Origin of the sequence: Paraburkholderia dipogonis (genome assembly GCF_046027395.1) — a bacterium.
GTDB lineage: Bacteria > Pseudomonadota > Gammaproteobacteria > Burkholderiales > Burkholderiaceae > Paraburkholderia > Paraburkholderia dipogonis_A.
On record NZ_JAQQEG010000017.1, the window covers coordinates 147,062 to 173,534 of the forward strand.

General features: G+C 63.0%; 23 protein-coding genes. 17 read left to right on the forward strand and 6 right to left on the reverse strand.

Features of this window, described 5'->3' with window-relative positions:
- Positions 1-2: 2 nt before the first annotated feature.
- Both PQR32_RS18985 and PQR32_RS18990 read right to left on the reverse strand, forming a co-directional pair.
- The gene (locus tag PQR32_RS18985; protein ID WP_408229985.1) at positions 3-920 is read right to left on the reverse strand and encodes a helix-turn-helix transcriptional regulator; all 918 of its coding nucleotides are present in this window, start codon (positions 918-920) and stop codon (positions 3-5) included.
- 540 nt (positions 921-1,460) lie between these two features.
- A complete protein-coding gene (locus tag PQR32_RS18990; protein ID WP_408230098.1) occupies positions 1,461-2,282 on the reverse strand; it encodes an alpha/beta fold hydrolase in 822 nt (273 codons plus the stop codon).
- A gap of 518 nt (positions 2,283-2,800) precedes the next feature.
- On the opposite strand from PQR32_RS18990, the gene PQR32_RS18995 reads away from it, so the two are divergent.
- From PQR32_RS18995 to PQR32_RS19050, 12 genes are all read left to right on the forward strand, one after another.
- On the forward strand, positions 2,801-3,436 hold the full coding sequence (locus PQR32_RS18995; RefSeq protein ID WP_408229988.1) for a hydrolase: 636 nt from the start codon (positions 2,801-2,803) through the stop codon (positions 3,434-3,436).
- 256 nt (positions 3,437-3,692) lie between these two features.
- Complete coding sequence (locus PQR32_RS19000; RefSeq protein WP_408229991.1) at positions 3,693-5,561, forward strand: amidohydrolase; 1,869 nt, start codon at positions 3,693-3,695, stop codon at positions 5,559-5,561.
- Positions 5,562-5,600: 39 nt separating this feature from the next.
- The gene (locus PQR32_RS19005) at positions 5,601-7,070 is read left to right on the forward strand and encodes a mechanosensitive ion channel domain-containing protein (RefSeq protein WP_408229994.1); all 1,470 of its coding nucleotides are present in this window, start codon (positions 5,601-5,603) and stop codon (positions 7,068-7,070) included.
- Positions 7,071-7,209: 139 nt separating this feature from the next.
- Complete coding sequence (locus PQR32_RS19010; protein ID WP_408229996.1) at positions 7,210-7,851, forward strand: HD domain-containing protein; 642 nt, start codon at positions 7,210-7,212, stop codon at positions 7,849-7,851.
- Between the two features lie 99 nt (positions 7,852-7,950).
- On the forward strand, positions 7,951-8,202 hold the full coding sequence (locus PQR32_RS19015; RefSeq protein ID WP_408229999.1) for a DUF1427 family protein: 252 nt from the start codon (positions 7,951-7,953) through the stop codon (positions 8,200-8,202).
- Positions 8,203-8,250: 48 nt separating this feature from the next.
- Positions 8,251-9,201: a VOC family protein gene (locus tag PQR32_RS19020; RefSeq protein ID WP_408230002.1), complete on the forward strand. Its 951-nt coding sequence runs from the start codon at positions 8,251-8,253 to the stop codon at positions 9,199-9,201.
- Positions 9,191-10,726, forward strand: coding sequence for an alginate export family protein (locus tag PQR32_RS19025; RefSeq protein WP_408230005.1), 1,536 nt, complete (start codon positions 9,191-9,193; stop codon positions 10,724-10,726). Before PQR32_RS19020 ends, PQR32_RS19025 begins: the two co-directional genes overlap by 11 nt.
- 53 nt (positions 10,727-10,779) lie before the next feature.
- Positions 10,780-10,944, forward strand: coding sequence for a hypothetical protein (locus tag PQR32_RS19030; RefSeq protein ID WP_408230008.1), 165 nt, complete (start codon positions 10,780-10,782; stop codon positions 10,942-10,944).
- A gap of 117 nt (positions 10,945-11,061) precedes the next feature.
- The gene (locus tag PQR32_RS19035; protein WP_408230101.1) at positions 11,062-12,012 is read left to right on the forward strand and encodes an MBL fold metallo-hydrolase; all 951 of its coding nucleotides are present in this window, start codon (positions 11,062-11,064) and stop codon (positions 12,010-12,012) included.
- Positions 12,013-12,056: 44 nt separating this feature from the next.
- Positions 12,057-12,935: an alpha/beta fold hydrolase gene (locus tag PQR32_RS19040; protein ID WP_408230011.1), complete on the forward strand. Its 879-nt coding sequence runs from the start codon at positions 12,057-12,059 to the stop codon at positions 12,933-12,935.
- Positions 12,936-12,987: 52 nt separating this feature from the next.
- On the forward strand, positions 12,988-13,503 hold the full coding sequence (locus PQR32_RS19045) for a DUF3331 domain-containing protein (RefSeq protein ID WP_408230014.1): 516 nt from the start codon (positions 12,988-12,990) through the stop codon (positions 13,501-13,503).
- Positions 13,504-13,686: 183 nt separating this feature from the next.
- The gene (locus PQR32_RS19050) at positions 13,687-16,713 is read left to right on the forward strand and encodes an ATP-binding protein (RefSeq protein WP_408230017.1); all 3,027 of its coding nucleotides are present in this window, start codon (positions 13,687-13,689) and stop codon (positions 16,711-16,713) included.
- 10 nt (positions 16,714-16,723) lie between these two features.
- Here PQR32_RS19050 and PQR32_RS19055 read toward each other — a convergent pair whose 3' ends face one another.
- Entirely contained in the window at positions 16,724-17,644 is a 921-nt protein-coding gene (locus tag PQR32_RS19055) for a LysR family transcriptional regulator (protein WP_408230020.1), read from the reverse strand.
- A 420-nt stretch (positions 17,645-18,064) separates the two neighbouring features.
- Here PQR32_RS19055 and PQR32_RS19060 point away from each other — a divergent pair, with 420 nt between their 5' ends.
- From PQR32_RS19060 to PQR32_RS19080, 5 genes are all read left to right on the forward strand, one after another.
- Positions 18,065-21,184: a hypothetical protein gene (locus tag PQR32_RS19060; RefSeq protein WP_408230023.1), complete on the forward strand. Its 3,120-nt coding sequence runs from the start codon at positions 18,065-18,067 to the stop codon at positions 21,182-21,184.
- The gene (locus PQR32_RS19065) at positions 21,162-22,106 is read left to right on the forward strand and encodes a hypothetical protein (protein WP_408230026.1); all 945 of its coding nucleotides are present in this window, start codon (positions 21,162-21,164) and stop codon (positions 22,104-22,106) included. Before PQR32_RS19060 ends, PQR32_RS19065 begins: the two co-directional genes overlap by 23 nt.
- Positions 22,051-22,500, forward strand: coding sequence for a hypothetical protein (locus PQR32_RS19070; protein ID WP_408230029.1), 450 nt, complete (start codon positions 22,051-22,053; stop codon positions 22,498-22,500). The genes PQR32_RS19065 and PQR32_RS19070 overlap by 56 nt, the downstream gene beginning before the upstream one ends.
- 151 nt (positions 22,501-22,651) lie before the next feature.
- Entirely contained in the window at positions 22,652-23,365 is a 714-nt protein-coding gene (locus tag PQR32_RS19075; RefSeq protein ID WP_408230031.1) for an alanyl-tRNA editing protein, read from the forward strand.
- Positions 23,366-23,385: 20 nt separating this feature from the next.
- A complete protein-coding gene (locus tag PQR32_RS19080) occupies positions 23,386-24,240 on the forward strand; it encodes an AraC family transcriptional regulator (protein ID WP_408230034.1) in 855 nt (284 codons plus the stop codon).
- A gap of 22 nt (positions 24,241-24,262) precedes the next feature.
- On the opposite strand, the gene PQR32_RS19085 is transcribed toward PQR32_RS19080, so the two are convergent.
- From PQR32_RS19085 to PQR32_RS19095, 3 genes are read right to left on the reverse strand one after another with little or no spacing between them, the layout of a single operon-like run.
- The gene (locus tag PQR32_RS19085) at positions 24,263-24,661 is read right to left on the reverse strand and encodes a hypothetical protein (RefSeq protein ID WP_408230104.1); all 399 of its coding nucleotides are present in this window, start codon (positions 24,659-24,661) and stop codon (positions 24,263-24,265) included.
- A gap of 11 nt (positions 24,662-24,672) precedes the next feature.
- The gene (locus tag PQR32_RS19090) at positions 24,673-25,341 is read right to left on the reverse strand and encodes an RraA family protein (protein ID WP_408230037.1); all 669 of its coding nucleotides are present in this window, start codon (positions 25,339-25,341) and stop codon (positions 24,673-24,675) included.
- Positions 25,338-26,387 carry an amidohydrolase family protein gene (locus PQR32_RS19095; RefSeq protein WP_408230040.1) on the reverse strand — a complete coding sequence of 350 codons (1,050 nt, stop codon included), beginning with the start codon at positions 26,385-26,387 and terminating at the stop codon, positions 25,338-25,340. The genes PQR32_RS19090 and PQR32_RS19095 overlap by 4 nt, the downstream gene beginning before the upstream one ends.
- Between the last annotated feature and the right edge of the window lie 86 nt (positions 26,388-26,473).

Genomic DNA, 26,473 nt, shown 5'->3' on the forward strand with positions numbered 1-26,473 from the left:
GCTCAACCGGCCGCTTGCCGACGCCATGTGCCGGGCGGCGTGCCGACCAGTTGCGAGAAGGTTCGCGTGAAGTGACTCTGATCGGAGAAGCCGCATGCGATGGCGATTTCGGACAGGGAATAGTCCGAATTTTTCAGGAGATCGCGGGCCCGGTCGATGCGCCGTTCGAGCAGCCATTGATGCGGCGTGCGATGCGTGGTTTCCCGGAAGGCGCGAATGAAGTAGCTACGCGAGAGGTTGCATGCGTTGGCGATCTCTTCGATCGAAACGTTGCCTTGCGACTTGGCGAGCAACATGTCTTTGGCGCGCGCTTCCTGCAGACTCGAAAGGCGCCGGGTCCTGCTGAAGGATGAACACGCCGTGTCGCCGTATTGATCGAGCAGATGCGTGCCGATGGCGACGCCCAACTGCTCGACAAAGAGCGGGCTTGCCTCGCTCTTGCGATCCAGCGTGAGCGAGAGGATCTGGGCGAAATGGGCGAGCGTCGGATCCTTGCGGCCGGCGAGCGTGGAAAGGCACGGTATGTTCGAACCGTTGCGCTCATAACAGGCGTTCGCGATGAAGGCACGCGACAGTTCGATCAGCACGAAATCGAATCCGCTTTGCAGATCGGCCTTGTAGTCGTCCGCGAAGTCGCGGATATAGACGCTGTCCTGTCCGAAGTCGTGCGTCGTCCAGCGGTGCGCTGAGTAAATGCGCCGCCGGTGTCCTGGCTTCAGCGACACGCCGATCAGGAAGCCACGATCCGAACCGTGCATGGCGACCGCGCTTGCCTTGTCGTCGACTGTGCACTTGCGATAAAACTTGAACTCGCCCGTGTCGAGTTCGAGGTCCCGGCCGAGATGGCTCGACAGGCATCCCAGCGAGTCTTTGGATCGCGCGGCAGTGGCGGTGGTGGCTGTCTGAATGTCATTCAACATAATGGGTCGCCTCGATCGTCGCGCAGCGGTCGCACTGCTTCCAGCAATTTACCCAAAAATTAAAAAATGTAAGCTGTCGCCATTATGGCTTAATCGGCTCAAAATGTGAAAATTGTGAGTTAAACGTTCGCTGCGTTAAGAATAGGCAGGAGAAAATATTTCAATCAGCAGTTTGCCGATCACCCGCCAGCCCGCGTGCGGCGGACTTGCAAGCGTTGAACGGATAACGCTGGCGGTGCGCCATCGGCCATGACGGCGGCCAGTTTTATTTTGGCCGACCTTGTCGAAAGTCTTTATTCTTGCGCCGACATATTGGCGTAACAGATAGAGGATGTGATATGAAAATGGTAAAGCCGGCGCTCGGGAAATAGCGGAAGCAGATAGCCTGAAGATCGCCGGCCCACATTGCATGGGTTGATTCGAGGCAGGAAAGACAACGCGGCGCGGCGCCCCGGCGAACTGAGTCCGTCAGGGGCGCGGCGCCGCGTGTAGCGAACGGGCGCCGCGGGGATCGATCCACGGCCGGCGCCCGGCATGTCATCAGCTTTGCAGGAACGCGAGCAGATCGGCGTTGACCTTGTCCGCCTCCGTCGTGCACATGCCGTGCGGTGCGCCCGGATAGACCTTCAGCGTGGCGTTCTTCACCAGCTTCGCCGACAGGCGGGCCGAGTCGTCGATCGGCACGATCTGGTCGTCGTCGCCGTGCAGGATCAGCGTGGGCACGTCGATCTTCTTCAGGTCCTCCGTGTAGTCCACTTCGGAGAACTGCTTCACGCATTCATACTGGCCCTGGATCGAACCGAGCATGCCTTCGCGCCAGAACTCGTCGATCGTGCCTTGCGAGACTTTCGCATTGGGGCGGTTGAAGCCGTAGAACGGCATGGCGAGGTCCCGGTAGAACTGCGAACGGTTCGACGCCACGCTCGCGCGAATGCCGTCGAACACCGACATCGGCAGGCCGTTCGGATTGCCTTCGGTCTTGACCATGAGCGGCGGCACGGCGCCGATCAACACGGCCTTCGCAACCCGCGAGGTGCCGTGGCGGCCGATGTAATGCGCCACTTCGCCGCCGCCCGTCGAATGGCCGACGAGCGTCGCGCCTTTCAGGTCGAGCGCATTGATGACCGCGGCCAGGTCGTCGGCGTAGGTGTCCATGTCGTTGCCGTGCGACGGCTGATCCGAACGGCCGTGGCCACGGCGGTCGTGGGCGATGACGCGATAGCCCTTTTGCACCAGAAACAGCATTTGCGCATCCCACGCATCGGCGTCGAGCGGCCAGCCGTGCGAGAAGACGACGGGCTTGCCGGTGCCCCAGTCCTTGAAGAAGATTCGCGTGCCGTCTTTAGTGGTTACCGTGTTCATCGTATGACGCTCTCCATGCTGTGAGTGGGATCCATTGCCTGCGTGTGTGCTGCTGCTGCCGCCGGCCGCCGCGGCGGCCATCGCGACGCCCGGCGCGGCCATCGCAGCGACTGCGGCGCCGGCTGCACCCGCGCCCGCGACGAGTAGCTGGCGGCGATTCGCCGACGGAATTCCAGTTGGGCTAGTCAAGTTTGCTCTCCAGTCTTGTGATGTTGAAGGACGTCCCGTCCTGACGACGCATGACGCGACATCGCAGCTTTCGATCGTACGGTGCGAGGCACTGTAGAGAACTTCAGATTGCTTAATTGTTCTGAATGCGGATCCTCGCCGGTCGGCGTCTTCAGCCACGCCGCGGGTCGCGTCGCAAGCTTTCATTTGGGATTTTTTAATAACGATTAAGGACTTCGACAAGGACTCCGCGAAGCGCCGTCGATAAACTCGGTTTCAGTTTCACTCGCTGCCCGAGCGAGCACGGCACGTCTCTCAGACTGCTTTGTCCATTCAATACGGAGCCCGTAATGCCGAAAGAACTCTTGACCCCTGATTCATGTGCGATTGCCCTGATCGACTACCAGCCGCAGATGTTCTTTGGAACGACGTCGCATGAGCGCACCACCATCCTGCACAACGTCCAGGCGCTCGCGAAGGCCTCGAAGCTCTTCAAGGTCCCGACGATCCTGACCACCGTGGCCGCCAAGTCGTTCAGCGGCGACCTGGTGCCGGAAGTGCAATCGGTATTTCCCGAGTACACGCCGATCGACCGCACGTCGATGAACTCGTGGGAAGACGTGAACTTCCGCAAGGCCATCGAGGCGACCGGCCGCAAGAAAATCGTGATCGCCGGCCTGTGGACGGAAGTGTGCGTGTCGTTCCCGACCATCCAGATGATCAACGAAGGCTACGAAATCTACGTGCCGACCGATGCCTGCGGCGACGTCACCACGGAAGCGCACGAACGCGCGGTGCAACGCATCATCCAGGCCGGCGCGGTGCCGATGACCTCGCTCCAGTACATGTTCGAACTGCAACGCGACTGGGGACGCAGCGAAACGTACGAAGGCTGCATGGACATCCTGAAGGCGCACAGCGCATACGGCATCGGCGTGCGTTACGCCAAGTCTATTCTCGGCGAGCACGCGAGCGAAGGGGGCTGATGGGCTGATGAGCTGATTCGGCGCAACGGGCATGGCATGACGCCGGCCAATCACGTATCGATGGATGCCGCGCAGTTCGATGACCGTGAGGCGGCATCCCCGATACGTTCGCGCCGGCCCCCGTACGAATACCCGATGGAAAGTGTGCGACGGCGCGCTTCCGGGCTTCCCCGTTCCCTTGATTTTCCCGAGTTCCGGGCTTGCCCGGACGTAGCTCCGTGCGCGTCAACCGGAGCGCTCTCCCATGAGGATCGCCATGACTTCCACACCTTCCGCGCCGACGCCGGCCGAGGTTGTCTTCTTCAACGGCAAGATCGCCACGCAGGACGACAAGCGCTCCTTCGCCGATGCGCTCGCCGTGGCGAACGGCCGCATCGTCGCCGCGGGGTCGCGCGATGCCGTGATGCGGCACGCCAACGACGCCACGCGGCACGTCGATCTGAAAGGCCGCACCGTCATTCCGGGCCTGAACGACTCGCACCTGCACATCATTCGCGGTGGCCTGAACTTCAACATGGAGTTGCGCTGGGACGGCGTGCCGTCGCTGACTGACGCGCTCGACATGTTGCGCAAGCAGGTGGCCCGCACGCCGGCGCCGCAATGGGTCCGTGTGGTGGGCGGCTGGAACGAATTCCAGTTTGCCGAGCGCCGCGGACCGACGCTCGAAGAAATCAATGCGATTGCGCCGGATACGCCGGTGTTCATCCTGCATCTGTACGACAGTGCGCTTCTGAATGCAGCGGCATTGCGCGCGGTCGGCTATACGAAAGACACGCCCAATCCTCCCGGCGGCGAGATCCAGCGCGACAAGCGCGGCAATCCGACGGGCATGCTGATCGCGCGACCGAACGCCGGACTGCTGTACGCGACGCTCGCGAAAGGCCCGAAGCTCGCGCCCGAGGATCAGCGCAATTCCACGCGCCACTTCATGCGCGAGTTGAACCGCCTCGGCGTGACGAGCGCGATCGACGCGGGCGGCGGCTATCAGGCCTATCCCGACGACTACGCCGTCATCATGGACATGGCGAAGCACAGCGAACTGACTGTGCGGATCGCCTACAACCTGTTCACGCAGAACGCCAGGAAGGAAATCGAAGATTTCGCGAAGTGGGTGAAGATGACCAGGCCCGGCGAGGGCGACGACTTCCTGCGCGTGAACGGGGCCGGCGAAATGCTGGTGTTTTCCGCGGCGGACTTCGAAGACTTTCTCGAACCGCGCCCCGATCTGCCCGACACGCTGGAAAACGAACTCGAAGCGGTCGTCAAACTGCTGGTGGCGAACCGCTGGCCGTTCCGTCTGCATGCGACCTACAACGAATCGATCGAACGCTTCCTGAACGTGTTCGAACGCGTGAATGCCGAGATTCCGTTCAATGGCCTGCGCTGGTTCTTCGATCACTGCGAGACCATCACGCAGAAAAATATCGACCGCGTGCGCGCGCTCGGCGGCGGCATTGCGATCCAGCATCGCATGGCGTATCAGGGCGAGTACTTCATTCATCAATACGGCGAAGAGGCCGTCAAGCGCACGCCGCCGATCCGCCACATGCTCGACGCCGGCCTGCCGGTCGGCGCGGGCACGGATGCAACGCGCGTCGCGAGTTTCAACCCGTTCGTCTCGCTGTACTGGATGGTATCAGGCAAGACGGTGGGCGGCACGTCGATGTATTCGAGCGAGAACAAGCTCGACCGGATGGAGGCGTTGCGCCGCTACACGGTGGGCAGCGCATGGTTCTCGAATGAAGAAGAGCGCAAGGGCGCACTGGTGCCGGGCCAGTTCGCGGACTTCGCGGTGCTCAGCGAAGACTACTTCACGGTCGACGAAAGCCGCATCAAGTTCCTGACCTCGGCCATGACGGTGGTGGGCGGCAAGGTGGTCTATGCGGACGACGAGTTCGCGCCACTCGCGCCGCCTGATCTTCCGGTCAGCCCGTCGTGGTCGCCGGTCGCCGAATTTGGTGGCTATAGCCGTTACAAGCCCACCGCTGTGGCGTGCGTGGACGGCTGTGTCAATCTGTGCGGCGTGCATGCCCACGCGCACGGCTGGGCATGGCGAAAGAACGTGCCAGTCAGCGATTCGAACGGCTTCTGGGGTGCGCTAGGATGTAGCTGCTTTGCGTTCTGACATCCACGGCTTCGTGCCACCCGACGAGCGAGAACCGTCATGCCGACCTTCAACGATGGCGTGCTGTATGGGCTAGGTATCCTGGTTCTCGACTTCCTCTTCTGGCGCTTCATGGGCCGTAAAACGGACAAAGGGCGTCTCGCATTGCGCACGCTGATGTTTGGTTTGTCGACTTACGTGCTGTTCAGTTACGGCATGAATCCGCTGCGCGCGGCGCCGTGGCCGGACGAGCCGCTGCGCCATCTGCTCGCGCAATTGCTGGAGGTGGTGTGGTGGCTGCAAGGCGCGCGGCTCGTGACGATCGTGCTGGATCGCACCGTGCTGCCGGAGACCTGGCACAAGGAGCGCCTGTTTCAGGACGTGCTCGGCGCGCTGGTGTTTCTGGCGGCCGCGGTCGGCGCGATTGCCTTCGTGTTGGAACTGCCGGTGCGCGGTTTGCTCGCGACCTCGGGCGCGCTCGCGATCGTGCTCGGCCTCGCGATCCAGAGCACGCTCAACGACGTGTTTTCGGGCGTGGTGCTCAACGCGACCGAGCCTTTTGCGATCGGCGACTGGGTCACCATCGGCGAGGTCGAAGGCAAGGTGGTGGAGACCAACTGGCGCGCGACCAGCCTGCTCAACGGTCAGGGCAATATCGTCGTGATTCCCAACAGCGTGGCGGCACGCACCAATATCGTCAACGCCAACCAGCCTTCGCATACGCACGGCATCAGCGTGCTGCTGCCGGTCGAGCCGTCGATCCGGCCTGCTACCGTGCTGCAGGCGCTCGCCAACGCCGCCGCGAGTTCGGAGAACGTGCTCGCGGATCCGAAGCCGGCCGTCAGCGTGCGGCGGGCGACCAATGACGCGATCGAGTACGAGATCGTCTGCTACGTCGATGCGCTGGGCAAGAAGACCGAGGTGCGCAACGAACTGTTCGATCTGGCGCATCGGCATCTGTTATCGCGCGGCGTGGTGCTGCGTCCGTTGTCCGTGCCCGAACCCGTGGTCGACGCCGCGGATGAAAAGCAGCGCCTGCTGCGCGACGTGCTCATCTTCCAGACGCTCGACGACGGCGGGATCGCGGAACTGGCCGCGCAACTGACGTGCCACGAGTTCGACATCGACGAGACCATCTACAGCGCCGCCGACGAAAGCGGCCACGCGTTGCACATTCTGGCGCGCGGCGTGGCGAAAGTGACCGTGCCGAAGGACAGCGGCGAGGTCGAATTGCGCCGGCTCGCGCCGGGGGACTCCATCGGTCAGTCAGGCATTCTCGCCGGCGTCAGGACCGGCGTGATCGTTCATGCGATGACGCACGCCACGGTGTTCCAGCTCGACAAGGCCGCGTTGACGCCGATTCTCGTGCGGCGTCCCGAAGTGGCGCGCGAAATGTGCCGGCTGCTGTCCGAACACCATGAAACGGAGAAGCTGATGCTGGCGTCGCCGGACGACGCCGACCAAAGCTCCGGCGGTCTGCTGCAATGGATTCGCGACGGCGTTCGGCGCATCCATGAACTCACGGTGTGAGCGCAGCGAGAAGTGCCGCATCGATTAAGTCTTTTTAAGGATTCGCCAAAGTCTTTATGAGGTTAATTCGCTACGCTGCACTGAATAGCCGGTCGGCGATGCGCGCCCGCAGCGGAGTGTCGGATAGGGAGGAGATGACGTGAAGAAGTCCATTGCGGGAATCGACATTCCCGACAGTCCAATGGCGCGGGCGGCAACCGATCAGATCCGGGCCACCGAGTCCAGCTTGATGTTTCATCACGCGCTCAGGGCGTTTCTGTTCGGCGCGCTGACCGGCTTGCGCGACAAGCTGACGTTCGACGCGGAGTTGCTGTACGTGAGCGCGTTGTTTCACAACGTCGGTTTGAACGTGCAACACCGGCGTTCCCCCTATCGCTACGAGGTGGACAGCGCGAATGCGGCGCGCGACTTCATGCTGCAGTACGGTGCCGCCGCCGGCGCGATCGACGAGGTCTGGGCGGCGATCGCGTTGCATACCACGCCGGGCATTCCTGAACATTTGTCGCCGCTCGTCGCGTTGGTGAGCGCGGGCGTGCAGATGGATATTCGCGGCGCCCGTTACGACGAATTCACCGCGCAGCAGCGCGACGAGATCGTGCAGGCCTGTCCGCGTGAAGCCGGCTTCAAGAAGAAGATCATCGAAGCCTACGCGCGCGGCATGGAGCATCGTCCGGAGACGACGTTCGGCACCGTGAATGCCGACGTGCTGGACCGGTGGGACCCGAACTATCGCCGGCTGAATTTCTGCGGGCTGGTGCTGGGTTCGGACTGGGCGAATTGACGCGGTTCGCCGCATATGACGACTGGCTCGCCGTGTGTCGGACGCTGCCTGGAACCGGGCCACGCGAACGCCGCAAGCGGGCATCGAAAGGAAATCAGAATGGGCTACATCATTTCATTGGGCGTTGGCTTCGGCATCGGACTTCTCTACTGGCTGCTCAAGGTGCAGTCGCCGGCGCCGCCGCTGATCGCGCTCGCCGGCCTGCTTGGGATGGTGCTGGGCGAGCACGCGATACCGGTCGTCAAGGCGCAGTTTTTCGCGCAGACGGCCACGGTTCAGGTCGACGACCCGCAGCAGAGCACCTCGGCGCAAAAGCCGGCCACGCCCGGCGCGACAAAAGAGGGCGGCTGATCCTGCAAGCCGGCCATTCAGATATTGCTAACACCATCGGGTAATCACATGTTCACTTCGCTTCAACGCTTCCGTCCCCTTGCGGCTTTCTGCGCAGCCCTGCTGATCGGCCTCGCGCCGGTGTCGTCCGCCTTCGCCGATAACGGCCCGCCGGAAGTCTCGAACAGCAAGACCGCGCTCGCGGCGCGCATGCCCGACGTCTCGGTCGGCGCGCAGTACGACACGACACACGTGTATGTCGCCTCGGCGGATCTCGACGCGTTCGTCACCAGTTTTCTCGCCACGTTCGGCGGCAAGGCATCGCCGCGCGCGGTGTTTACCGTGACGCCGACGCCGAGCAAGACCGCGTCGCAATACGTGCAGACGCCGGTCGGCATGCTGTCGGTGTTCGGCTTCGAGACGCCGGTTCCCTATCCGTTCGGCAATGAGCGGACCGGCTACCTGGTCACCAACATCGACCAGGCGGTGAAGGCGGCGCGCGCGGCGGGCGCCGACGTGCTCGTCGATAGCTTCGACGATCCGATCGGCAAGGACGCGATCATCCAGTGGCCGGGCGGCCTGACGATGCAGCTCTATTGGCACACCAAGGCGCCAAACTACGCGCCGCTGCACAGCGTGCCGGATAACCGCGTGTATGTGTCGCGTTATGAAGCCAACAATTTCGTGCGCCGCTGGCTGCACTTTTCGCATGGCAAGGTGGTGTCGGATAATCCGCGCGCGGATGCCGGCGTGATCGGCCGTGCTGGCGAGACGATTCGCGAGATCCGGATCAATTCGGGCTTCGGCCGCATGGTGGTGTTCGTCACGGACGGCAAGCTGCCGTTCCCGTTCGGACGTGAGACGACCGGCTATGCCGTCGACGATCTGGCGCAGACGCTCGAGCGCGCGCAAGCGGCCGGCGCGAAGGTGCTGTCGCAGCCATACAGCAGCGAAGCAGGCAAGAGCGCCGTGCTCGAATTCCCGGGCGGGTACATCGCCGAAGTGCACGATGGCCAGTAAAGCAGGCGTGATGCAGACAGTGCAGGCGCTGCGGCCGCGCCAGCGGTTGCGGCGGCGCTCGGCGCTGCGTGCCGCCCGTGCGCTGTTGATCAGCACGGGACTGGCGGCGGCGCTGCCGGTGTCGGCCGCGGATACCGCGCTCGGCGGCGCGGACGACACCAGCACGACCGGTACGCCCAGCAGCACGGCGGCAGGGACCGCCAGCGCTTCATGCGCACGGCCGGCTGTCATGTTCAATCGCTGGCAGGAGAACTGGTCGGCGCTCGCCAATCCGTGCGTGCCGAAGAAACCCTTCGACTCGCTGAAATACATTCCGTTGTTCGGCAATCCTGACGCGTATATCTCGCTCGGCATGGTGCTGCGCGAGCGGCTCGAAATGAACGACGCGCCGCTCTTCGGTCTCGGTTCGGGCCGCGACGACACGTACGTGCTGCAACGTCTTGAAGTCCACGCGGACGTGCGCCTCGGCCCGCATGTGCAGATTTTCACGCAGTTCGAGGACGCGCGCCCTTTCGGCAAGGACAGCGTCTCGCCGGTCGACAAGAATCCGCTCGACCTGCGCCAGGCGTTCGTCGCCATCACCGAACCGCTCGGGCCCGGCACTTTCAAGTTTCGTGTCGGCCGGCAGGAGATGGCGTTCGACTTGCAGCGGTTCATCTCCGTGCGTGACGGCCCGAACGTGCGCCAGGCCTTCGACGCCATCTGGGCCGATTATGAAACCGGGCCGTGGCGCTGGATCGCTTATGCGACGCAGCCGGTGCAGTACCGCGACAACTCGGATTTCGACGACGTCTCCAATCGCGACCTGACGTTCAGCGGCGTGCGGGTAGAGCGCAAGGCAGTCGGCCCGGGCGATCTGTCCGCCTATTATTCCCGCTACAACCGCAGCAATGCGCACTTTCTCGATGCCACCGGCGACGAGCATCGCGACGTGTTCGACACGCGTTACGCCGGTTCGGTCAATCACATCGACTGGGACGCGGAGGCGATGTATCAGTCGGGCCATGTCGGCAACAAGACGATCGGCGCGTGGGCGGTGGGCACGCTCGCCGGCTACACGCTGGCTTCGCTGCCGTGGACGCCGCGTCTTGGTCTGCAAGTGGATGCGGCCTCGGGCGACACGCATCCTGGAGACGGCCGCATCGGCACCTTCAACCCGCTCTTTCCGAACGGCTACTACTTCGCGCTCGCCGGCTATACGGGCTACTCGAACGTGATTCACGTCAAGCCGTCGCTCATCGTCAAACCGAATAGCAAGCTGTCGCTGCTCGCGGGCGTGGGGCTGCAATGGCGCGAGACCACCGCCGATGCGGTGTATCAACAAGGCTCGGCGGTCGTGCCGGGGACCGCCGGACACGGTAGCCGCTGGACCGGTTTCTATACGCAGCTGCGCGCCGACTATGCGGTCACCGCGAATCTCGCCGCCGCGCTCGAAGCCGTGCATTTCCAGGTCGGACCGTCGTTGCGCGAGCTGGGTGCGCGCAACTCCGACTATGTAGGCGCCGAACTCAAGTTCGGCTGGTAACGCGGTAGCGGCGCCACGTCATCGGCGAGGCGTGTCAGAAGAGGTGATTTTTTATGAGCACGCCTGATCTACAGGTCGAAGCGGCGATGCCGTCCGGACTCGGGTTTCCGTATTCGTTGCTGGAATGCCGGCAGCATCAGATGGTCCCGCGCGTTTCGCCCGCGCGGATTCGCGCGTATCTGAGCCAACTCGCGACGGCGACTACTCAGGATGATTAATAAAAATTAGCGAGTGTGCCGGGCAGGTGGCCGCTATGCTTTTCAGCAAGATTGACGCAGAACACCAGGGATCGGATCATGAAGTGGATACAGCGCAAATGGGCGACGCATACGGGCATGTGGCGCGTATTCGTATTGAGCCTGGCGGCGAGTGTGGCGAGCGCTTCGGCGTTCGCCGCCGCGCCTCAGGTGAAGACTCAGGGGCCGGGCTTTTACCGGATCATGCTCGGCGGCTTTGAGGTGACCGCGCTGCTCGACGGCACGCATCCGTTTCCAATCGACACGGTCGTGAAAGACGTGCCGAAGGCCGACATCGCACGCGATCTCCAACGCGATTTTCTGCAGGCGCCGGTGCAGGGCTCCATCAACGCGTTTCTGATCAACACCGGTTCGAAGCTGATCCTGATCGATTCCGGCGCGGGCGTGCTCTACGGCGACTGCTGCGGCAAGCTGCTCGACAACTTGCGCGCGGCCGGCTATCAACCCGAGCAAATCGACGAAGTGCTGCTGACGCATCTGCATAAGGACCATGTCGGCGGCATCGTGTCGAACGGCCAGATGACTTTTCCGAACGCGGTGGTGCGAGTGAGCCAGGTTGAAGCGGACTACTGGCTGAATCCGGTCAACAAGTCGAAAGCGCCGGGTTTTCTCAGCACATTCTTCGACGCCGCGAGCGCCTGCGTCGCGCCTTATGTCGCGGCCGGACGCTTCAAGCCCTTCAGCGGCGACGTCGAACTCGACACCGGTATTCGCGCGGTCGCATTGCCCGGTCACACGCCGGGCCACACCGGCTATCTGGTGGAGAGCGAATCGCAGGATCTGCTGGTGTGGGGCGACATCGTCCATGTTGCGTCGATCCAGTTGCAGAATCCGGCAGCTTCGGTCGAATACGACACCAGCGCGGCCGACGCGCAGCGCTCGCGCCGCTCCTCATTCGAACTCGCCGCCAACAAACGCTATCTGATCGGCGCCGCGCATATCGCCTTCCCGGGCCTGGGGCACGTCAGAAAAAACGGCCGCACGTATGACTGGGTGCCGGTCAACTACGAGGCCGCACCCGGCCGATGACACGCGGGCGCATTTCGCCCGCTCATTGCTTCGAGGAACGAATCATGGAAACCGACACGATTTCGGTCACGCACCACACGCGTCGTGCGAACGGCATCCGTCAGCACTATCTCGACGCGGGCAGCGGCCCGGTGGTCGTGCTGCTGCACGGTTTCCCCGAGACGAGTTTTGCGTGGCGCCATCAGATTCCCGTGCTGGCTCGTCAATACCGCGTCATTGCGCCGGACCTGCGAGGTTACGGCGAGACCGACAAGCCGGGGGCCGGCTACGACAAGCGGAACATGGCGCTGGACATCATCCGGCTGCTCGATGAACTGGGTATCGGCAAGGTCGCGTTGGTCGGCCACGATCGCGGCGCGCGCGTGGCGACGCGCCTGACCAAGGATCATCCCGAACGGGTGGACCGGCTCGTCGTGATGGACAACGTGCCGACACGGGTCGTCGCGCAGAACATGACGCCCGAAACGGCGCGCGCCTATTGGTTCTTCCTGTTCCATCTGGTCGCCGATCTGCCGGAAACGCTGATCGCCGGCAAGGAAGAAGCGTGGCTGCATCATTTTTTCGCGGACTGGTGCTACAACCCGCACACCATCGAAGGCGCGGACTTCGATACCTACATGAAGGCTTACAAGCGGCCGGGCGCCGTGCGGGGCGCGATGTCGGACTATCGCGCGAATGCCGAGGACGTCGCGCAGGACCTGGTCGATGCGGACATCAAGATTGCCTGTCCGACCATGGCGTTGTGGGGCGAAGACTTTTACGCGGTCGGCGGCCTGTTCGACATGAAGGCGGTCTGGGAAGGCATGGCGACCCATCTGCGCGCGGAGCCCATTGCGCAGTGCGGACACTTGCCGCAAGAGGAGCAGCCGGAGCGGGTCAACGCACTGCTGGTGGATTTTCTGCGCGGCTGGACGGGCAGTTGATGATTCTCCGAACGAGCCAACCCCTACCCGCAGACACTTCGGGAGCAGCATCATGCATATCGAAACCCCCTTGAAGCAACGCACGGAGACGGCTCGGCACGAGACGCGCGTTCGTGGTGAAGCGTATTGCCAGGTCAGCGAGAACCCGTCGGCGATGCCGGACGACGGCCGCGCGCCCGTGTGGAATCACGTGATCAACCGGCTGTTGGCGGGCTATTGCAACGAGACCGAAGGGGAAGCCTATCTGAAGGCGCCGGCGAAACGCGTCGCCGCCGCGGACGCGCCGTCGCAGCATATCCAGATCGAAGTGCTCGAGCGTCTGTCGGACACGTCGATTGCCGTGCTCTGGCAGGACGCGACCCGTTGCCAGTATGTCGACCAGGTGTGGATCTGCTGCCGCGCCCGCATCAAGGGACGCTGCGCATTGAGCGGCGCGACGATTCGCCGTGACGATGCGATCTACAAGCCGAGAATACGCAGCGCGATCCCAGCCAATGCGGACGCCATGATTCTTGCTTCTGTCATTGCGCGTATGCCGCCCACTGTCATGTCAGGCGACTCGCGCTAGAACGCCCAGGCCGGCCGCGCGATCCGTATCCGGCAGCCGCCTGCTTACTACAAAAAATTTGAACGATACGATCAGTTTTTTCCGCGCATGCGTACTCGCGGTTGGTCTAGACTTCGGGGACACCACGCTGAGCAGTCAGTCCTCAGTGGTTCCTCATCCCGCTGTGTCTTGGATACTCAGGCAATGACCCGCATTGGCCCGCTTCAGGTGGACCTCGCCAGCCGAGAGCTGTTTCTCGACGGACAGCCTGTGCGCATCGGCAGCCGTGCCTTCGACATACTCGCCGTGCTGATCGCCGCGAACGGCGCGCTGGTGTCGAAGAGCGCCATGCTGGAGCAGGTATGGCCGGACACCATCGTTGAAGAGAACAATCTTCAGGTGCATATGTCCGCCTTGCGCAAGGTGCTGGGCGAGAGCCGCAACCTGATACAGACCGTGTCGGGAAGAGGCTACCGGCTGGTATCGAGAGAGGCGTCCGCGGAACAGCGGGGCAACACCGTTCGCGACTACGCACTCGAGACCGCCGGGCCAATCCCATCTGTTCGCAACGTTCCCAACAATCTGCCTGCCAATAGCTCGGCGCTGATCGGCCGGGATCAGGCGATCAGCGACGTTGCGCAGGCGCTCGCTTCGACCCGCCACGTCACGCTCGTCGGTCCCGGCGGGATCGGCAAGACCCGTTTGGCCATCGAGATCGCGCGCAGCTCGCTGACGCACTTTCCGGAAGGGGTCTATCTGGTGCCGCTTGCGTCCACCGTGGACGCGAATAGCGTGCTTGCCATGTTCGCCAATAGCGTCGGCGTGAGTGCGGCGAGCGGCCCGCTTACGCTGGCGCGCGTCAGCAAGGAACTCGGCGAACGGCGTGTGCTGTTCGTGCTGGACAACTGCGAGCATGTGCTCGGCCCTGCCGCCGAACTGGCCGAAGCGCTATTGAACGTGAGTCCGGCCATCCGGATTCTCGCGACCAGCCGCGAGCCGCTGCGTGTCGTGGACGAGCATCTGTACTGGGTGGCCTCCCTCGATGTGCCCGCTCGCGACGATGAGAGCCAGCATGTTTTGCAACGCAGCGCCGTCCAGTTGTTCCTGTCACGCGCCCGCGCGATCGACGCGCGCTTTTCGTCCGATGATCGAAGCATTCATCTGACCGGCACCGTGTGCCGCCGCCTGGACGGCATTCCGTTGGCAATCGAACTGGCGGCGGCGCGCGCCGCGATACTCGGCATCGAGACGCTCGCCGATCATCTCGACGATCGCTTCAACATGCTGACGGGCGGCAATCGCACTGCGCTACCGCGCCACCAGACCTTGAAGGCGACGCTCGACTGGAGTCACGCCTTGCTCGACGACGCGGAGCGCGCGACGTTGCGCCGGCTCGGTGTCTTCGTGAACAGCTTCACGATCGACTCGGCGATCGCCATGGTGAGTGACGCCGGGTTGCGTGAATCCGACGTGATCGCTGCGCTATCCGGACTCGTCGAAAAATCGCTGGTGGTGATGCACGCGGAGCGCGGCAAGGCAAGCTACCGGCTGCTGGAAACCACGCGTGCCTACGCGATGCAAAAGCTCGACGACAACGGCGAGCGACGCCTCGTCACGCTCAAGCACGCGCGCTATTTTGCAGACCTGCTCGAACGCGATTCATCGAGCGACGCGCATGAAGCCCGTGATACGAGCGCCGCGGGCGTCGATCCGGACCGCTGGCATCACCGCATACGCGAGCAACTCGACGATTTGCGAGCCGCGCTGGCCTGGGCGTTATCACCCAAAGGTGACGCCGCGCTGGGCGAAACGCTGGCGGTGAAGTTCGTGTCGGTGCTTTATGAACTCTCGCTGGTGGACGAATGCTGCGTCTGGGCAACGCGCACTCTCGACGCCGTGGACGCGATGCATCAGGGTTCGCGCTCGCCGCGCCATTTGCGCGTGCGCATGCAACTGCTGGCCACGCTGGGCGCCGCGCTCGTCTACGTCAACGGACCGAACCGGGAAACGCTCGGCATCTGGGCCGAGGTGCTGGCGCTCGCGATCGCGTCAGGCGATCAGACCTTCGAAGCGCGTGCGTTGTGGGGCATGTGGAACGCGAACCAGTCGGCCGGTGCGGCGCGCAATGCGCTGGCGTTCGCGCAGCGCTTCGCGTCGCTCGCCGCGCAGACGGGCGATACGGCCAACGGGATCCTCGCTCATCGCCTGCTCGGCATTGCCTCGCACTACGCGGGCGATCAGCAGGCGGCGCGCGCCTCGCTCGATCAGTTCTTGCAGCACACCGGCCGCCTGCAACATCGGCTGCCGCTCGGGCAATCGATCGATCAGGGCGCGGTCGGCCGCGCGACGTTTGCCCGCCTGCTCGGCTTGCAGGGCGCGCGCGATCAGGCGCTCAGGGTCGCCGAGGCATGTGTTGCCGAAGCATGCCGGCAGAAACAGGCGATCGTCACGTGCTACGTGCTGGTCGAGGCGGAAATTCCGCTGGCGCTGCTGGCGGGCCAGCGAAAGCGGGCGGCCCAGGCCATCGCGTTGTTGCGGGACGTGTCGGCGCGCGTCGGGCTGCGCGTGTCGCATGCGTGCTGCCGCTGCTTCGACGAATACCTGCACTCGCTGGACGACACCAGTGCGCAGCGTGTGCAGAGCTTTCGCGCCGCGTTGGACGATCTCGACGCGCTCGATTGCGCCGCGCCGCGCGCCATGCTCGCCGCGCAATACGGCCTTGCGCTCGGTCGTGCGGGACAACGGGAGGAGGGCATCGCCGCCGTGGTCGATGCGCTCGCGCGGGGCGACGAGACCGGCGACCAGTGGTATGCCGCCGAACTCAGACGCGTGCACGCCGAATTGCTGCTGATGGAGTACGCCGGCCAGTCACCATTCGGCGATGCGGCGACGCAGGCACAGGCGAGTCTCACCGCTGCACTGGAGGAATCGTTGGAGCAGGGTTGCCGCTCGTTGCAACTGCGGGTAGCGACCAGCCTCGGGCGGCTTTGGCATGCGCAAGGCCGAAGCGTTGAGGCGGTGCAACTGGTGAAGTCCGCCAGCGCGCAAATCACGGAGGGCCGCGATTGGGACGACTTCAAAGCCGCTCAGGAACTGCTGCGCGTCGCGGCTAAAGCGTGCGCGAAGATCGGTGCTTGCGCCAACGTGGAGACCCGGATGGATCTGAGTGCGGATGCGGCCGCGGCTTCGTTCGACACACCGCCGCCGGACGAAATCAGCGAAGCCTGCTAGTAGTTCAACCTCAACCGTGCAGCATCCGCTGTTGCACCACGTCGTCGATCAGGTCCGGCCGGTCCAACTGCTCGACCCACCATTGCAGCGCCTTGCCGCATTCGTTGTCGCGCCACGCCAGATAGAAATGCGTGACGTCGCGCATGCCGATCACTTCCTTTTGCACCAGTTCGCCCTGGCTCAGCGCATCGACGGCGAGGCATTCCGGAATCGTGCCCGCTGCCAGGCCCCTGATCTGTGCGGCAAGTTTGGCTTCGAGCGTCGGCACCGTGAGCACTTCCTGATTGACGGCGAGCGCGATCGTGCGCGGCGCGAGTTTGCGCGACGTATCGCCGATGGCGACCGCGCGATGGCGCGCGACGATGTCCAGCGTGAGCGGTCCGGGTATCGACGCCAGCGGATGATCCGGCGCCACCACGAACACATGCCGCAGCGAGCCGATCGGCTTCGCGATCAGATTGGGAATGGGCGGCGGATCGCCGGCCGCGCCGACGATCAAATCCGCGCGACGAGTGAGCAGCGCGTCCCACGAGCCGCCCAGCACTTCTTTCGACAGATGCAGCTTCGTGTCCAGCTTGAGCTTGTAGAACTCGCTGACGTGATGCCAGAGCAGGTCGAACGGAATGATCTCGTCGACGGCGATGTGCAGTTCGGACTCCCAGCCGTGCTCGATGCGCTTCGCCTTCAATTCGAGCGCTTCGGCCGCTTCCAGCAGACGGCGGCCTTCCTCGACGACCACACGCCCCGCGTGCGTCAGCGTGGCGCGCCGGCCGGTGCGGTCGAACAGCTTGACGCCGAGATCGAGTTCGAGTTTCTGAACCAGATAACTCAACGAGGACGGCACCTTGTGAAGCGTTTCGGCAGCGCTCGCAAACGTGCCGGTTCGATCGATTGCATCGAGCACCTGCAGGACTTCAAAAGATAGATTCATGGAGAAGAGCCGGATCTGTCGGGTACGTTCAGCAGGACGTTCAGGATACTGGATTTCCTGAGCTCCGCAATGATCCGGCCGCTTGCAGCGTGCTTTCGGCGCGGATTCGTTGCTTTGAAAAAAGTCTTTTCTCGCTCGTTCTTCGTGCACGGTGATGGCTTTGGCTCCGTCGGACGCAGCAACGCCTCGCAAAACGCGGCGCCTCGCGCAGCGAAAGCCACAGTACGACGGCACACGATTCGAAGGCTACCCTCCCTTCATCCATATCGACGGCGAAACCGACAGGTTCCAGTCGTTGCATGCCCGGGCTGCTCGTCAAAAATAAAATTCCAGACATGACGCCAGGTAAGCGTCCTGTTCGCGGCATGGGGAGCCACTGCATCAGTACTCGTAAATCTGGAGGGCATGATGTGCTCCAAGATGCAATCGTACCTGTCGGCCGGCGTGTCTCGCGTGTTTGTTTCTCGCAGGAATGTTCTTAAAAGAGTGCGTCCTTACGGGACCTTCTTCGCGCTCCTTCTCACTTCTCTCCTGCTGTCTCTGGCATCCGCGTCTGTTGCATGGGCGGACGCACAAAAGGCGGCATCGGACTGGGCCCGCTTCCGGGCGGTTTATCCGCTCAATATGCAGACGATCGCATTGTCCGCCGCCGATGCCCAGGGACATCGAACGATGGTTGTCTCGGAGCCGCCGCCCGACGTGACGGTCGATGACATCAAGGACGTATCGCCGCTCATGAGCCGGCTCATGATCAAAACGTCCCGGATCGGATACAACGGGCAATTGACCGATGTCGTGGTCGACCTTCCTCCTGTGTCCCAGCCCGATGTCGATTCACTCGTTGCGGCGCTGTCGTCCCGGTTATACGGGACGTCTTACAAAGCCTATGCGCTGCCTATTGCGGAAACGCCGCCCAACTCCCGTCTGAGCGGCATCGACGTCAGCCTGAGCTCGAATCAGATCTGGAACTGGCTGATCGGCGACAACCGCGAACGCGAGGCCGAGGCGTGGACCCTGAAAGGCGTCGCGGGTATCGTGCTGACCGTACTGCTCGGCGCCGCACTCGGTTACCGACTCGTGCGTCGGCGCCGCTTTGTTCTCACCGCTGTATGGATGGTCGTTTGCGGGTCGATCGTCGTGGGCCTGATCCCGGACGCAGGAACTCCGCCGTCCGCCGGTGTCGTTCGTCTTCAGTCGCTGGAGGGTGGACCACCCGTTACGTTGCAACAGGTGTTGGATCGCGGTGCGGTCGGCGTCTATGCCTCGGCCGAGCGCGGTTTCATCGTCTGGTGTCTTGCCAAGGATCAGGACCTGGCGAAGTCGAAGGCGCAGGCACGGCAGTTTGCGCTCGATAGCGACATGGTGCTAGGCGGCGCGGGGTTCGGTAACTACGTGGCGATCATCGGCAGGGAGCGGCTCAACCGGGTCGACGCGCTGCCACCCTTGCGGGTCGAGACGATCATGCTGGTCGCGTCGGCCGACAGGAACGAGCTCGCGCAGAGTTACGAAAGAAAGTTCGCCTGGGCCGGCCGAGTCGATCAGAAACGCAAGCTTGATTGGGCGCCTATCTATCTCAGTGACCAGTTGATCGACACCGAGTACGGAAGCCTTTTGAATGTCACGGATCAGATGCTCAAGTCGTGGTCAATGGGCGGCGGGGTCCAATATGTCAACTTCAGATACGCCAGCCCGACTTCGTTTTCGTCCGCCACGCCCTTGCTGCAGGATGCCGTCCATAAGAGCAGCGTCACATTCAACTGGAATACGAAAGGGGCAGGCTACGCCACCCAACGCGGCGATTTCGACGTGTATGCCTTGCATAGAACAGGCGCACTGCCGATCGATTATCTTGCCCGCGACGATTCCAACATGCGCAACGCCGAAGATGTCGCGTACGACTGGTTCAGCACGCTGGGAGACGCGAACCTTGCGAGAGTCGTCCAATATGCGGCGCTTTATCAGCTATTCGTCCATTACGATATTCACGCGAAAGCGGAATCCGAGCCGCAAAAACCCGGCGCCAATCAGTTGCACGAGCAGACTGACGGCCTGATTCGTTGGTTTCTTGCCATAGATTTTGCCGCCTACGCCAACGACTCGATGGATGAGGACAGCAGAAACGAATTCGCCAGAATGAGCGCGGCACAGAGCGCGTTACGCACTTACCTGCAAACGGCCACTGATGCGCAGAAGGATGCGCTGGTGGACATCATCGCAGATCCGAGCACATTTCGTGCAGCGGTGGGAAAAGACGACGAGCAGACGCAAAAAATGATCGAGTTGTCGGTAAAGACCTCTGAGGCCATTGCTCTCACGCTCGACAGTCGCGCGAGAGCGGATGCCGCCCGGATCTACATTCACGCTTGGGATGAACGCCCGTCAAATCAATGGATCCGTACGCCGTCCATCGTGTTGTCGTCCGCCCAGAGGCTGGGCAGCAATATCACAGGAGGGCACAACCTTTCCGCGGCTATTCTGGAGTATCAAACCGATTCCACCGTTGCACGTGGCACGGTGAAATTCGTCGAGGAAAATGGACGCGTCGTCGCCCTGTACAACGAAGCAGACCGCGATGGTCTGCCGGCGGTCGAACGCATTGTCGGCCGGGACGCGGGGAGCAGGGATCCCAGCCTGATCGAGCGGGATGTCGAAAGTGCGTTCAAACAGGCTGCGCAGGACACCCGCAGTCTGAACGACACGCTGCATCTGACGGCCGACGCGGCGCAGGGCGGGGGCCGCGGAATGGGAGGCGGCCATCTTCCTCCGGGTGGGTCTGGTGGAGGTTGGAGCTTTGCGCCCGAACCTGCCGGCAATCCGGACAGCGCGTTTATCTCGGCGTTCGCGACGACGCAAAAAGACAGTGGAGCGGCTATTCCGCTTATCGTCTCTCGCGATAAAAATCTGAATTTTGCCGTACACGGTCCGAATGGACTGTTTATTCAAGCACGCAATCAGCCCGCCGTGGTGGACGCGTTGCGCACGCTCGCCTCAGAGCACCCGGATGGCTCCTTGCACCTCCATTTCCGCGACATGGACGAACGTTCAACACGTTCGCTTCTGCATTCGACAAAGCTTCAGGATCCTGAAGCCACGGATTTCCGGCTGATTGCGACGCGTGACGGCACGATGGAGCCGCATGCGATCCAGGCCGTACTTGAGACTCGCTACGACTGGACAAAGGCGGCGGAATCGGTGCGCATCTCGGAACCCGTCACGGTTGGCGAGCAGGTGGCGGTCGACATCGAAGTGACAGTGCCCGCGGTCGATAGCGGCGCGTCCCTGCTGATCAGAATACGGCTCTATTTCAAAACTCTGGCCGACGCTGCCAAGGTGCATGTCGAGGCGATCAGCGCCATGCTCAAAGGTATCCAGACTCCTGGAATCTTTGCGGCGTCGAGGACGTTGAGGCACGACCTGTATCACGTCTACGGCCCGCTCGACGATAGTTCGATTCATGTCATCGACAAGGAGAGCAAGGATTTCTACATGGTCGATCGTTCCCGTCTGGACGTACCCGATGAAAACGAGCGTCTCGCCTAGTGATTGCGCGATCGCGGTCGGCGTGGCGCTGACGCGTGATCATTTCGTTCAGCGCTTTCTTGCCGCAGAAGAGGGGAGCTTCATCCACGAGAACATGATTGCCGGCGTGGTGCGCACGCGCGATCCGGATGCGGCATGGCGGCGCTGGAGCGACGCGGCGGGACGCCTCGAAACGCAGTTCAAAAGCGTCGAGCGCATGGGCGTGAAGGTGCGGCGCGAGGCGCAGTTGACGGACGTGGTGGCGCTGTTGGACCGCTATGAAGTCGTTACCATCTTTTCTCACTGGCGCAGCGCAATCTTTCGCTCGACTGATCTGTGCGATGCGCAGGCGCTGCGCGCGGCGCTGGCTGACCCGCAGCATGCACTTCATTGCGCCGTGGAAGAGTTGGCGGGCTCGCCGGCGTGCGGTGCCGAACCATTGGCAGAATTGAACCGCGCGCTTTTCAAGCGAGGAGTCGATGCGCCGGTGACGGATTCGAGTCCTGTGCCGCCCGGACGTCGTAGCGAGTTGCAGACTCTCTGGCATGAGCGGCGCTTGCATCTCGAATCGTGCGCGCCCCGACTGTTCAGAGGAGGCGCTTCGATCGAGTTTGCCGACGGCCTGCAAACAATCGAGTCCATTGTCGACCTCATTCCGAGCACCTTCGACAGACTGCTGGATCTCACCGTTTGCACCTGCGTGCTGATGGCCATGCGCGTCAAGCAGAAAGCACCGGGGTGTTATGTGGCATGCAACGAACTGCTGACCTATCCGCTCCCGCGTATGTTGATCTATCAGCATGTCATGAAATTACTGTCAAAGCGCCCAGGATCTTTCGAGGAGGCTGTCTTCAAGATCCGTACGCTCATCCAATCAGAGGTGGATCATGAGAGAAATAGGAAGACTGCTGGATCGCTTTCTCGGCGGCGCGCACTTCGGTGAAAACCCCGTCGCCGTACCGGGCGCTCCAGTCAATCCTGCCGCCGAAGACGATCTGAGACAGGAGCGCCGCGTTGCTCAGGAACGCCTTGTCGCGGACCTGGCACTCGTCCAGTCACGCAGCGACAAGTACTTCCAGCTGTGCATTGCCATGACCGCGATCCTGTTTCTGGGCGGCTGCCTGCTCGTCTTTGTCAATCGCAACAACGTATCGGCTATTACGGCGCTGTTCGCCGCGACCGGTGTTTCGCTAACCGCTCTTGCATCGCTCATGTTCAAGTTCTGGAAGGGAAAGGTGTTCTCGGGCACGATCCTGGTATTGGTGCGAAATTTGCCGGCGGAGGACCTGAGAGAGGTCATCGGTGTTTTCGCGGGGCGCCTCGGGGACATCAGCTGACAGTTCAAGTCTCCTTCAAGCAGTGGAGCAGGGGCCCGATCGAAAGCCAACTCGCGGCGATCCGCCCCCGCAGGGCATTTTTAACCAAGACGGCCTCCCACGGGACTGGGTATGCTAGGCATACTCAGTCAATTCCTGCGAGGACATCAAGGTGCCGCATTATCTTTGCCATGAGCAGCCGGACCTGCTGGACTTTGAAACGGCCGTGATCGCCGCGCGGCCCGGCGCGGTCGTGCTGGGCCGTTCCGCCCTGCATCCGGGCGGCGGCGGCCAGGTGTCGGACGCGGCCACGCTGACGCACGCGCACGGCGCGGTGCGCATCACCGGCGTCGCGGCGGAAGGCGACGTACTCTGGCATCTGCTCGACGAACCGCTCGAACTGGCCGGCAACGTGCACGTGGCCATCGACGCGGCGCGGCGCGCCACGGTCGCCCAACTCCATACCGGCACGCATATTCTCAACGCGCTGGTGTATCAGCGCTTTGCTGGCGCGCTCGTGACCGGTGCGCAGATCAATGCCGACGGCACCGCGCGCATGGACTTCGATCTGCCCGACGCGGATAACGACGCGCTGCGCCTGCTGGAAGAACCCGTCAACGAGGTGATCCGCAACGCGATGGACGTGCGCGCCTACTATGTCGGCGCTGACGAAGCGAAAGCGACGCACGGTCTGATCCGCAGCCTCTCGGTGGCGCCGCCGCCGACGCCGGACGGAACGGTGCGCATCGTCGAGATCGGCGATCTGGACCGGCAGGCGTGCGGCGGCACTCATCTGACCAACACCGCGCAGTCGCGGCCCATCCGCATCGCGAAGATCGAAAACAAGGGCCGTCGTAATCGCCGGGTCAGAATCGAACTGGTTTGAAGGGCATGGGGGCGCGAGCTATGGAGACATCGGATAAAAGCGAGCCGGAAGTGGTCTGCTGGCGCGACGGCGCGCTCGACGGCGCGTGTCTCGCCAGCGCCCGTTACGGCAATCACAAGTTCGACCGGCATCTGCACGACGAACTCGTCATCGTCATGACGGAGACCGGCGCGGGCCAATGTCATACGCGCGCGGGCAGCGAGGTTGCCGGACCCGGCAGCGTGCTGGTCTTCGGGCCGGGCGAATACCATAGCGGCGAGGTCTGGGCAGGCCGCGAATGGATTTATCGCGCGATCTATCTCGACATGGAAGGGCTCGGCGCGCTCAGCGCGGTCTTCTCTCCCGACGCGCGCGCCGACAAACCGCTATTGATCCCGCCGGGGCTGTATCAGGATCCGCACCTCGCCGGCTTGCTGGTGAAGGCGCATGCGAGCCTGGACGAACAGGGCGCCGTCTCGCTGATGGAGCGTCAGGCGAACTGGTGGGCTGCGATGGGGATGCTGGTCGGCCGCTATGGACGCTCGGGTGAGGAGGCGGTCGAACCCCGGCGCGAATTGCGCAAGATGGAGCAGGTGCGCGAGTACGTCGCCGCGAATTACGAGCGCGATATCTCGGTCGATGAGCTGGCGGAACTGGTGGGGCTGAGCCGCTATTACCTCACGCGGGCGTTCTGCAAGGAGTTCGGGCTGCCGCCGCACGCCTACGCGACGCAGGTGAGGTTGCTGGCGGCGAAGCGCATGCTTGCCTCGGGCCAGAGTGCGGCGACGGCTGCGGCGGCTGTGGGGTTCTACGATCAAAGCCATCTCAACCGGCTGTTCAAGCGGGCGTATGGGATCACGCCAGGGGTGTATGCGGCGTTGAAGCCGGGGCATTAGGCGGCACGCGTTTCGCCGGCCTTCACACCGGCAAAGGCACATCCTCGATCAACTCCGCCTGCACCGCGCGAATCCTGCGGTCGACGAAATAGCCGCCGCCTTCCACGTAACGCAGATAAAGCCGTCCGCACAGTGAGCATTGCCACACGGCGCAGCGGTTATACGGAAAGTACCGCGGCGCGATAGGCGCATCCGCCGCCCAGTATGTCGTCTTGCCCGGCAGATACTCGCTGAACGTCGGCTCCGGATCGTCCTCCGGCAACAACGTGCCGATTTCCTCGAACTGCGTTTCGTCGAGCGACAAAGGTTGCGATTGCCAGCCGTCCAGCGGTGTTTTCGTGCACGTGCAGGGCGCGGTGGCGCGCGTCTGCGCAGCGCGCGCGAGTTCGAGGAGTGTTGCAGCGTTCAGATATCGCGCCATGAAGTCCACGATCAGTTGTTCATCATCCGTTCCCGTTGCGGAACGACCCACGAGCGGTCGAACTTGCCGTCGGCAATCGACTGCAACGCCGCCGCTTCTTTCGCGTGCTGGCGGCGCGCGCCTTCGATCACCGCTGCCACGTCGGCGGGCGCGATCGCGAGCAAACCGTCTTCGTCGCCGACAATGATATCTCCTGGATGCACCACCGTGCCGCCGACCGTGACTGGTACGTTGATTTCGCCCGGTCCGTTCTTGTACGGCCCGCGATGCGTCACACCACGCGCATAGACCGGAAATTCGCGCTGACGCAGCGCGCCGACGTCACGGATCGCGCCGTCGATCACGAGGCCCTGCACGCCGAGACTTTCCGCGAAGCTCGCCATGATCTCGCCCATCAGCGCCTGTGTGAGGTCGCCCGCGCCGTCGATTACCAGCACGTCGCCGGGCCGGCAAAAGTCGAACGCGCGATGAATCGCGAGGTTGTCGCCCGGCCGCGTGTGGACCGTGACGGCGGTGCCGGCCATCGGGCGCGGCTGATGATAAGGCCGCAAGCCCACCATGCCGCTCGCGCGCGCCATGTTGTCGCTCAGCAGCGAGACGGCCAGTTCACGCAATGCTTCGAGTGTCGCCTGGCCGGCCTGCGGTGCGGATTCGTATTCGCGCCATCCGATTGGATTCATACCGTTGCCCCTTGAGTTCCTTGTGCTGCGAGTTGTCGATCGAGTTGACGCGAGAGCCGCGCATATACGGCGCGCGCGTTGTCTTCGTAGATACGCTGGCGGTCCGCGTCGCTGAGCCATTCGATGGCGTCGATATAGCGGCGCGTGTCGTCGTAATAGTGGCCGGTCTCCGGATCGATGCCCTGTACCGCGCCGATGGTTTCCGACGCGAACAGGATGTTGTCGACCGGAATGACCTTGGCGAGCAGTTCGGCGCCGGGCTGGTGATACACGCAGGTGTCGAAGAACACGTTCTTCAGCAGGTATTCACTGAGCAGCGGACGCTTCATGTCCTGCGCGAGTCCGCGATAGCGTCCCCAGTGATACGGCACCGCGCCGCCGCCATGAGGGATGATGAAGCGCAGCGTGGGAAAGTCCGCAAACAGATCGCCCTGCAGCAACTGCATGAACGCCGACGTGTCGCCGTTGATGTAATGCGCGCCCGTCGCATGGAAATTCGGATTGCACGACGACGAGACGTGGATCATCGCCGGCACGTCGAGCTCCACCATCGCTTCATAGAGCGGATACCAGGAGCGGTCCGTGAGCGGCAAGCCGGACCAGTGTCCGCCGGACGGATCCGGATTCAGATTGCAGCCGATAAAACCGAGCTCCTCGACACAGCGCCGCAATTCCGCGATGCAGTTCGCGGGTGCCACGCCGGGCGCCTGCGGCAACTGACACACGCCGACGAAGTTGCGCGGAAACAGTTCGCACACGCGATGCACGAGGTCGTTGCATTCGCTTGACCAGAGCGCGTTGGCTTCCGCGGTGGCGAGGTGATGGCCCATGCCGGCCGCGCGCGGCGAGAAAATCGTGAGGTCGGTCCCGCGTTCGCGCTGAATTCGCAACTGGCCGCTCTCGATGCTCTCGCGAATCTCGTCGTCGGTTATGACGGGCCGCGGTGGCGGCGTGCCGCCGTCCTTCAGCGCGGCGATCTGCTGCGCGCGCCAGGCTTCGTGCTGGCGCGGTGAGGTCGTGTAGTGACCGTGACAATCGATGATCATGGTGTGCAAATCCTGTGAGTTGTCCTTGCGCGTGCACGTGGCGCGCGCGCAGATTCAGTCCGCTGTTTTTTCAATCAGTTTGTTTG